Annotated in this window: 7 protein-coding genes and 1 pseudogene; 5 read left to right on the forward strand and 3 right to left on the reverse strand. The window is 60.4% G+C overall.

The window, feature by feature from the left end:
- The 3 genes and pseudogenes from ACRXB1_RS20950 to katE form a co-directional block, all read left to right on the forward strand.
- A pseudogene (locus tag ACRXB1_RS20950) lies at window positions 1–222 on the forward strand (peptidase S53); the annotation flags it as partial.
- A 62-nt stretch (window positions 223–284) separates the two neighbouring features.
- Window positions 285–1,901 (forward strand): S10 family peptidase, encoded by a 1,617-nt coding sequence (locus tag ACRXB1_RS20955; protein ID WP_449493087.1) that lies wholly within the window; start codon window positions 285–287, stop codon window positions 1,899–1,901.
- A 100-nt stretch (window positions 1,902–2,001) separates the two neighbouring features.
- Window positions 2,002–4,152 carry a catalase HPII gene (katE, locus tag ACRXB1_RS20960; RefSeq protein WP_062171478.1) on the forward strand — a complete coding sequence of 717 codons (2,151 nt, stop codon included), beginning with the start codon at window positions 2,002–2,004 and terminating at the stop codon, window positions 4,150–4,152.
- A gap of 67 nt (window positions 4,153–4,219) precedes the next feature.
- Here the strand turns inward: katE and ACRXB1_RS20965 are convergent, their stop codons facing one another.
- Window positions 4,220–4,543 carry a DUF4148 domain-containing protein gene (locus ACRXB1_RS20965; RefSeq protein WP_062171476.1) on the reverse strand — a complete coding sequence of 108 codons (324 nt, stop codon included), beginning with the start codon at window positions 4,541–4,543 and terminating at the stop codon, window positions 4,220–4,222.
- 420 nt (window positions 4,544–4,963) lie between these two features.
- Here ACRXB1_RS20965 and ACRXB1_RS20970 point away from each other — a divergent pair, with 420 nt between their 5' ends.
- Together ACRXB1_RS20970 and ACRXB1_RS20975 are read left to right on the forward strand one after the other, a co-directional pair.
- Window positions 4,964–8,290, forward strand: coding sequence for an ATP-binding protein (locus ACRXB1_RS20970; RefSeq protein ID WP_449493088.1), 3,327 nt, complete (start codon window positions 4,964–4,966; stop codon window positions 8,288–8,290).
- A gap of 136 nt (window positions 8,291–8,426) precedes the next feature.
- The gene (locus tag ACRXB1_RS20975; protein WP_062171474.1) at window positions 8,427–8,927 is read left to right on the forward strand and encodes a hypothetical protein; all 501 of its coding nucleotides are present in this window, start codon (window positions 8,427–8,429) and stop codon (window positions 8,925–8,927) included.
- Between the two features lie 9 nt (window positions 8,928–8,936).
- Here ACRXB1_RS20975 and ACRXB1_RS20980 read toward each other — a convergent pair whose 3' ends face one another.
- A complete protein-coding gene (locus ACRXB1_RS20980) occupies window positions 8,937–9,125 on the reverse strand; it encodes a hypothetical protein (RefSeq protein ID WP_062172582.1) in 189 nt (62 codons plus the stop codon).
- A 128-nt stretch (window positions 9,126–9,253) separates the two neighbouring features.
- On the reverse strand, window positions 9,254–10,128 hold an 875-nt coding region (locus tag ACRXB1_RS20985; RefSeq protein WP_449493089.1), incomplete at its 5' end, for an FAD-dependent oxidoreductase.

The raw sequence follows: 10,128 nt of genomic DNA on the forward strand, positions 1-10,128 counted from the left end.
TCGAGCGCGGTTGCGCCGCTTTGGGCGGCATTGATCGCGCGGATCAATGCGGCGGCGGGCAAGCCGGCAGGTTTCATCAACCCGAAGCTGTATCTTGCGAAAACGGCCGGGCACGACATTACGCAAGGCAATAATGGGAGCTTCGAGGCATCGGCGGGATGGGATGCATGCACGGGTCTCGGCAGTCCCGATGGCGCAAAAGTCGCGGCGGCGCTTAAATAGGGAAACGCAAGAAAGCAGGCAGGCAAACGGCAAGAACTCCAACAACAAAGCTAGGAGCAAACATGACGAACTCACCGGCGGCAGCGAAATCATCAAGTGCATCTTCCGGCAAGAAAGACCAGCCGTATTTCGATCCGACGCCGTACGGCAATGGTCCCGATGACGCCATTGACGCCACCCTGACCGACGAAAGCGCCGCGATCACGCATCACTCGGCGGTTATCGGCGGGAAGACGATCAACTATACGGCGACCGCCGGGCACCTCGTGATCGTCGATCCAAGCAGCTCGAAGCCTACCGCCAAACTCTTCTACGTTGCGTTCACGCAGGACAACCAGACTGAGGAAGCGCGTCCGCTGACGTTCTTCTATAACGGCGGGCCGGGGTCGTCGTCGGTGTTCGTGTTGCTGGGTTCGTATGCGCCAATGCGCATCAAGACTTCGACGCCCGACTTCACGCCGCCCGCGCCGTACCAGATGGAAGACAATCCGGACAGCCTGCTCGACAAGAGCGACCTCGTGTTCATCAACCCGGTAGGGACGGGCTACTCGGCGGCGATCGCGCCGAACAAGAACCGCGATTTCTGGGGCGTTGATCAGGATGCCGATTCAATCAAGCAATTCATCAAGCGCTTCCTGACCAAGAACAATCGATGGAATTCGCCCAAGTTTCTGTATGGAGAGTCGTATGGCACGGCGCGCAGTTGCGTGCTTGCGTACCGCCTGCATGAGGACGGCGTGGACCTGAACGGCATCACGTTGCAGTCGTCCATTCTCGATTACACGCAGACGGTCAACCCGGTCGGCGCACTGCCGACCGCCGCTGCCGATGCGTGGTTCCACAAGAAGCTCGGTGTGCATCCGCGGCCAGCCGATCTGCTGGAATTCTCGGAAGAGGTGGCGCAGTTTGCGCGCACGGATTACATCGCGGCGTTGCGCAAGTTTCCGCAGACCGACGACGATACCGTCGAGAAACTCTCGGAATACACGGGTATCGACAAAGCCACGCTGATTGCGTGGAGTCTCGATGTCGCTTCGTATGACAGCCGCGGCAATTCGCTTTTTCTCACCACGCTGCTGAAATCGAGGGGCGTGGCGCTCGGTTCCTACGATGGCCGCGTGACGGCGATATCAACGGGCATCGCCGGAAAGATCGATCCGAATTCCGGCGGCAACGATCCGACCATGACGGCAGTCACCGGCGTGTACACCGCGATGTGGAACCAGTACCTGAACGAGAAGCTGAAGTTCACATCCACGTCTTCTTTCACCGATCTCAACGACCAGGCCTTTCTCAACTGGGATTTCCATCACAAGGACCCGACCGGCGCGGAAAAAGGCATGGACGCCAAGGGCAATATCATTCTCTACACGGCGGGGGATCTTGCAGCGGTGATGGCGTTGAACATCGACTTGAAGGTGTTGTCGGCGAACGGATTCTATGACTTCGTGACGCCGTTCTACCAGACGGTGCTGGATCTGCAGCAAATGCCGCTCATCGATAAAACCGTGCGCGAGAATCTCTCCGCGAAGTTTTATCCATCGGGTCACATGATTTATCTCGATGGTGGATCGCGCACGCAGCTCAAGGCGGATCTCTCGACCATGTACGAAGCAGCGACGGCGAACCACAACGCGATGAGCCGCATTCGCGCATTGCAGGAGCGCAAGAGAGACTAGGGGTTTGCGCTTCGGCGGCATTGGCGGGAACACGGTTTGCGAAAGAAGGGCGAACGCATGTCAGATGCGTCAGTTCAATTGCAAAATGGAGTTCTCCCCAATGCCGACCCCGAAGAAGAATGGAAGCGCTGCTGCGCCCCAGTCAAACGCCAGCGCTGTTGCGCGCACGCCCTCGCAGAACAATACGAATCCCAAGCTGGACAGCCTCGAGCAATTCCGTTCGGACGCGACGAACCAGGCGCTGACGACCAATCAAGGCGTCAAGGTCTCCGATAACCAGAACACACTCAAAGTGGGTCCGCGCGGCCCGTCGCTGCTCGAAGATTTCATCATGCGTGAAAAAATCACGCACTTCGACCATGAGCGCATTCCCGAGCGGATCGTGCATGCACGTGGTTCCGCCGCGCATGGCGTGTTCAAGCCGTACAAGGCCCACACCGATCTGACGAAGGCCGCCTTCTTGTCGGACCCGAACAAGGAAACGCCCGTCTACGTGCGTTTTTCGACGGTTCAGGGTTCGCGCGGCTCAGCAGATACGGTGCGCGATGTACGTGGTTTCGCGGTCAAGTTCTACACGGACGAAGGCAACTTCGATATGGTCGGCAACAACATGCCGGTCTTTTTTATCCAGGACGCCATCAAGTTTCCGGACTTCGTGCATGCCGTGAAGCCCGAACCGCATAACGAAATGCCGCAGGGCGGATCGGCGCATGACACGTTCTGGGACTTCGTCTCACTCGTGCCGGAGTCAGCGCACATGGTCCTGTGGACCATGTCGGATCGCGCAATCCCGCGCAGCCTTCGCACCATGGAGGGATTCGGCATCCATACATTTCGTCTGGTGAATGCCGAGGGCAAGGGACGCTTCGTCAAGTTCCACTGGCGTCCGACCATCGGTTCCGCATCGCTTTTGTGGGACGAAGCGCAAAAACTCGCGGGCAAGGACTCGGACTTTCACCGGCGCGACCTGTGGGAAGCGATCGACATGGGCGATTACCCGGAATGGGAATTGGGCGTGCAGATCGTGGAAGAGGATCAGGAGCACTCGTTCGACTTCGACATTCTCGATCCGACCAAGATCATCCCGGAAGAAATCGTGCCGATCACCATGCTCGGCAAGCTCACGCTGAATCGCAATCCGGATAACTTCTTCGCCGAGACCGAGCAGGTTGCGTTCTGTCCGGGACACATTGTTCCGGGTATCGATTTCTCGAACGATCCGCTGCTGCAAGGCCGTTTGTTCTCCTACACCGACACCCAGATCAGCCGCCTTGGCGGTCCGAATTTTCACGAAATTCCGATCAACCGCACGATCGCGCCGATGCACAACAATCAGCGCGATGCGAAGCACCGGATGACGGTGAACCGCGGGCAGGCATCGTACGAACCGAATTCAATCGACAGCGGCTGGCCGAAGGAAACGGCGCCGGCCGCGATGGGCGGCGGTTTCGAAACGTATCCGGAACGCGTGGATGCCGTCAAGATCCGCCAACGCAGTGAATCGTTCGCCGACCACTATTCCCAAGCCACGCTGTTCTGGAAGAGCATGACGCAGCCGGAGAAGGACCATATCGTCGGCGCGTATTCGTTTGAACTGAGCAAGGTCGAGCGCAAGTTCATCCGCGAGCGGCAGCTTGGAATCCTGGCGAATATCGATAGCGAGCTGTGTGCGCGTGTTGCCGACAATCTTGGTCTTCCCGCGCCGGCAGCGAGCGCGAGTCCGGAAGAGCTCGGCAAGTCGTCTCTCGAGCAATCGCCGGCACTGAGTTTGATTGCGAAGGCGGTGCCCTCGGTGAAAACGCGCAAGGTCGCCATCCTTGCTGCGAAGGGCGCGGACGTTGCAAGCATCAAGGCGATCAAGGACGCGCTCACGGCTGAGGGTGCGCATGCGAAAGTCGTTGCGCCGCAACTGGGCACGTTGGGTGATGGCGTTGAAGTGGATGCAACCATTCTCGCGCTGCCGTCGATCATGTTCGACGGTGTGGTCATTGCCGGCGGCGCGGCGAGTGCGAAGCTGCTGGCAGAGTCCGGCGACGCCCGCCACTTCGTGCTTGAAGCATTCAAGCATCTGAAGGCGATCGGTGCCGTGGGCGACGGCGAGGATGTGCTTGCCGCCGCACATCTGCCGACCGGCGATGAAGGCGTAAGCGTGGGCAGCGACGTGAAGAAAGTGATGAAGGCCTTCATTACAGCGATGTCGGCGCATCGGGTTTGGGCGCGAGCCGAGAAGGCAGAGAGCGTTCCGGCGTAAGCACTACGCCTGACGAAGAATGGCCGCCAACGCGAAGTTGGCGGCCATTTTTTTATGCGGAATCGTTTTATTGCCCGAAGTAAGTGGAGCGCGTTCCGTCCGGCTGGGCAACAAGCGCCCGCGTTCCAGCAGCTGACGATCCATTCATTGTCGGTCCGTACGATGTCGCCATCACGCCCTGATTCGTTTCCACGCGTTGCTCGGCGGCCTGGGTCTGAGCGGGATACGTCGTGTGATCGCCTTCGACGTTGTAGCCCGACCGCTCCATTTGAGCCAGATCCGCTTTCACTGCCGCGCGCGTCACCGTGTCGCCGGATTGTTGCGCGCTTGCCAGAGCTGGAGCGCCTAAAGCTGCTGCTACGACGATTGCAGGAATGAGTGCCTTGAGCATGGTGGTGTCTCCTCGAATGTCCTTGTTGCTTTTAGCGTCGTTAACAACCGGATGGTCGAATCGACGACGCGTGACAGATCGAAGTGTAGACACGCAATACTGTTTCCATTAACGCTGAATTAGCGAAATAGTGTTGTGGGAGTTGCAATAATGCTTGCTTTATCTGAAGCTTGGCACAGCCTTGCGCCAGGACTGTATCGACCCGGGCGGCGTGTTGTTTCACGATTCCTTATTGGCCTTGCGGCCTGAATTTGCGACACTGGCAATCCTCTTAAAAACAGGCGTGTATTGCGTCGTTTCTTTAGGGAAATGCTGATGGCTTCACTAAGGACGTTCGCCACGATAAAACCGCCAAGGCTTCTGCGCATTGCGGTGCTGTTTTGTATCGCGCTATTATTTTGCGTTTCGGTGAGTGCCCGGATGAACGTTTCAAAAAATCCGGTTCAAGCAAGGCCGTTGATAGTGGGCGTCGTGCCGGGCGCGTTGCCGCCTATGGAAATGAGTAATCCGAATGATTCGGAGAATCCTCTGCGCGGTGTATCGGCGGATTTTGTGCAACGAATCGCAGGAGCGTTGCAGAAGCCGGTTCAATGGCAGAGCTTCGCCGATCGCGGCGCAATGATCGACGCGTTGCGGCAGCATCGAATAGATGCCGCGACCAGCGCCACTGGTAACGACGGCGGCGTCGCGTTGCTTTACAGCAAGCCGTATGTTGCGACGAAGCAGGTCTATGTTGAGCGTCGTGTCGCAGGATCACACACAGGACGGATCGCATACGTCGAGTCGCAGACATCGCCACAACGGCTGCAGGATGCGTATCCATCGATGCATCCCGTTGCTTATCGCGATACGTTGAGCGCATTGCTCGCCGTATCGCTGGGCGATGCGGACGCTTTCGTCGGCGATCTGGTCACAGCGGGTTATGCGGTCGATCATTTCGATCTGGTCAACCTCACGCTGTCCGGTTTCGCTCCATTCGATGAAGCCGGCTACAGCTTCGCATTCGCCGCCGATGCAACCGGGGAAGCCCTGCGCCGGCGCATGGACGCGGCGCTTGCCGCATTGCCGCCGCGTTTCTTGATGGAAGTACGCGCACGCTGGGCTGTCGCCGCGGCCGTGACGTTCACCCAACCGCTCGAATTAAGCGGCCCCGAGCTTGCCTGGATCGCGGCACATCCCGTGGTCGACTACTCCATGTACGCGGACGCCGCGCCCATGACGTTCCGCGATTCGCGCGGCAAACCGGCGGGACTCGCAATCGATATGTTGTCGGCTATCGGTGCCGCGACCGGGCTGACATTTGAAGGCCATTTGCGCGATTCGGTCGAAGCCGTCACGCAGGATATCTTCGACGGCAATTCGGCCTTGATCCCTTATGGATTCAGCGCCGGGCAGATTCCGCCGCAGTTCGTGCCAAGCAAACCCTACGGCGAAGGCGTGCTCGCGATCGTGACCCGCGCGGGCGCCGAGCCGCTTCACGACGCCCGCGCGCTTGCCGAAAAACGCGTCGCGTTGTGGCGCAACCATGCGCTGATGGCCATGCTGCACGAGCGCGTGCCCACGGCGCGGATCGTCGAGACTTTACCGGTCAAGGGCCAGTTCGACGCCGTGCTCGACGGCGACGCGGACGCGACCGTCATCGACATGACGTTTGCGAATTACGCCGTCGGCAATCCGTATCGCGGCAAGCTCGCGATCACCGGCGCGTTCATAGATCAACCCGTGCAGCACGGCTTTCTCATCGCGCGTGGCGAGCCGATGTTGCTGTCGATCGTGAACAAGGCGATCGCGCACATGCAGCCCGCCGAGCTCGATGCCATCCGCCGCCGGTGGCTGCTGATCGAGCATCCCGAGAGCAAATGGGAGCAGCGGCGTCCGCAAGTCATCTTCGGCGCGTTACTGGCGGTGGCCCTGCTTGCGTTGCTCGCCGGATGGGGCTGGTCGCTGAAGAAGCAGGTGGATCGGCGGCGCAGAGCCGAGGACGCAATGCGGCGCGCCAGGAACGACGCCGAGAGCGCGAACCGTGCAAAGTCGGTCTTCCTCGCGGCGATGAGCCACGAGATCCGCACGCCGATGAATGCCGTCCTCGGTCTCCTCGAACTCGAGCTGCGCAGCCCGGGAGACAGGGCATCGACGGTCAGGGCGCTCGGCACGGCGCACAATGCGGCGCGCGATCTGCTTGGCATGATCGACGATATCCTCGACATGGCGAAGATCGAAGCGGGACGGCTTACATTGATGCCCGCGCCCGTGGAACTCGGGGCGTGGGTGCAGAGCGTTGCAGCGATCTACGAGCCGGCGGCGCGCGTGAAGGGCCTGGCGCTGAGGGTCCGCGCGAACGGCGAAAGCGAACACGCATGGGTGCTGGCCGATGCATTGCGACTGCGGCAGGTGCTAGGCAATTTGTTATCGAACGCGATCAAGTTCACCGATGCCGGCGAGATCGTGATCGACTATTCGATTGCGCAGACGAACACGCGCTGCGCGTTCGTGTTCACGGTGTCCGATACTGGTCTCGGGATCGCGGGCGATCAGCAGGCCTTGCTCTTCACGCCCTTCACGCAAGCGCGTCAGGAACAGCCGGGAAGGTTCGGCGGAACGGGTCTTGGCCTGACGATCTGCAGGCGGCTGATGACGTTGATGAACGGCACCATCGAGTTATCGAGCACGCCGGGGCAGGGGAGCCGGTTCACCGTAAAAATGAGCTTGCCGCTGAGCGAACCGCCCTTGCAAATGCCTGTCCCGGAAGACGCCGAAACGCGGGTGCCCGAAGGCTTGCGCATACTTGTAGTCGATGATCATCCCGCCAATCTCATCCTGCTCACAAGCCAGTTGAAGAACCTTGGCTGCGAGATCGAAACGGCCAGCGAAGGCGCAGCCGCATTCTCGCGATGGGATCAGCAAAGACTCGAAGGTTCGCCATTCGACCTGATCCTGACCGACTGTTCGATGCCCGTCATGAGCGGCGAGGATCTCGCCCGCGCAATCCGCAAGCGCGAGGCCGAGGGGCAGGGAACGCGGGTACCTATCGTGGGCGTGACGGCGAACGCGCAGCGCGAGGCCGTGGATCACGCGCTCGCGTCAGGCATGACGCAGTGCCTGGTCAAGCCGCTGGGACTGGACGCGCTGCGACATGCGCTCGTGCTTGCATCGCAAAGGACGGAGGAGGTGCATGAGGCCGCAACACCGGTAATCGCCGATCACACGTCACCGGACGCCTATGCGAGGTTTTTCCCGGTATCCGACGCCCCGATCCGTCTTTCCAGGCGCACTACAGGAACACGGGCCTATGGCCCGACACACGCTTTTCCGTCCAATACGCCTCGCCAGCAGTCGGTGATTACAGCGCACACGGCGGACGCAAATCATCAGACGAAGCGCTTGGCGATTGCCGCACCGCGCTTTGATGCCGACCTTCTGAACAGTCACGGAGATCAGGCGGCGCTCCTCGTCGATGTGCTGAAGTGGTCGAACCAGGTCGATCTCGAAGCCAGTCGCGCGGCACTCGACACGGGCGACTTCCAGCGCCTTCATGAACTCGTGCATCGCATGAAAGGAGCATCCCTGGTGATCGGGGCCACGCCGTTTGCCGATGCCTGCGTCGCGCTGCAAAGCCTGATCGAGCACGACGAGCATCCGTCCGACATGGCGAAACTCTGCGATGCCTACGCGCGTTTCAACGACGAAGCCATAGCACTGGATGCGGCGTTGACACAGCACGCTGCTTTAACACAAAACGTCGCCTGAAGCGAATGCCTGAGCCCGGCTTCGGGTTCACCATTAATGTCCATTGTGATTATCGAGTCGCGCATGTGTTTTAATTAGGCCCTCCTCTCGCTCCGACATTTTGCTCTCGCTGATTCTGGCGTGGCACGCTCGCCGAATGAATAGAAGGCCTCTTTCGTATCACCGGCATGGTTCTCGTCTGGCGGTCGCCGCCGCGTGGCTCCTGCTCGCCGCCGGCAGCGCGGCGCATGCTCAGAGACCTGAGTTGCTGGATCCGCGCGTGAAGCAAACCACCATCGTGGACACGATTTGCCGTCCGGGTTACGCCGACGACGTGCTGCCTCCGTTCGATACCCTGCAGCGTCAGAAAGACCAGTTGCTCAAGCAGCGCAAGGTCGACCCGGCGACCGCGTCGCAATATGCGCTCGATCACCGCATGCCTGTATTGCTCGGCGGTTCGCCGACGTCTGCGGCCAATCTCGACATTCGCCGCTGGGATGGCCGCGCGGGACAGCGCCGCAAGGAACGGCTGGCGGTGTTCCTGAAGCGCTGTGTGTGTACGGGGGATTTGTCGTTGGCGGCGGCCCAGACCGCCATGAGCGGTGACTGGTCGAACCAGTTCCGGAATTTGTCCAGTTCGAGTTGCACCGGAGACTGAGCGTCGAAGTCATTCAATGGTGAACGTGTCGAGCGGCTGGTTTGCCTGCGTTTCCCCTGCGAAACGGCGCGCCAGCTGATCATAAAGCCTACGGGCTTCGTCCAGTGTCAGGTCGATCCAGTACGGGTCACCGGCGCCATCGTTCAGACGTTCGGGCGGAAACTGGATCTCCAGCACAATGCCTTTCTTGTAGCTCATCGCTTGAAACTCCGCGTCGTGGCAAAGAAAGGCATCAAGTCTACCGGCGCGCAAAGGCAGCATTGGCGCTCGACCGGGAAACATATTCTTGCCGGTCGCTCAATAAACAAAGCCTCTTCGACACGGCGTCACAGCTTGGGCAGCGCGGCGCCATCGAGCAAATGGCTCACCACCCGCTCGCCCAGCGCAGGCCCGACGCTCATTCCCACGCCGCTATGCATGAACACGCCGGTGACGGTGGGCGATGCCCGCAGCACGGAAAACGGCGCGTCCGATGTGCCGGTTCGCGCGCCATACACGCCTTGCCAACGTTCGATCACGTCGAGTTTGCCGCCGAGCGTGCTTTCGGCGAGCGTGAGCAGCATGTCATCGACAGATGCCGCGTTGAACGGTGACGGATCGTCACCGTAATCATGCGAATCGCCGATGATCAAGTCGCCCGCTGGCGTCGGGCTCGCCAGCAAATGAATGCCGTGCTCGAGCAACGCGGGTTCTTGCGCGGCCACTTCTTCGTGCAGCGCGGCGGCTTCGGGCAGGTCCGAAAACGCGCCGTAATGCAGGCAGCTTAAACCAGTCAGCACCGCATGATCGAGGGCGAATGGTTGGGCGGGCCTCACACGCAGCATCTGCAAACGGCACACGCGCGGCTCGATTGCGGCAAGCTCGGGTGCAAGCAGCGACAAATAATCGTGCCCCGCACAAATCACCACCTGTTCGGCGCGCGACTCGCCGGCCGTCGTGTCGAGAACGCCGTTGTCGATACCGCGCACCATCGTTCCAAAGCGGAAATCCACGCCATACGCGCGCCGCAAATAGTCGATCAACCCTGGCACCGCCTCGCGCGAGAAGACCTGCAAGTCGGCGCGTCCATGCAACGCGGCGTGATGTTTGCTGAAGCGGCCGCCGTAGAGATCGTTGAGCGCGGCGCGCGTATGGCGTGGATTTCCGCTTTGGAACGATGGTGCGCGGTATCGACAACGGCGTTCTCGACACGACGGCCGGA

The sequence above is a fragment of the Caballeronia sp. M23-90 genome (assembly GCF_053574605.1).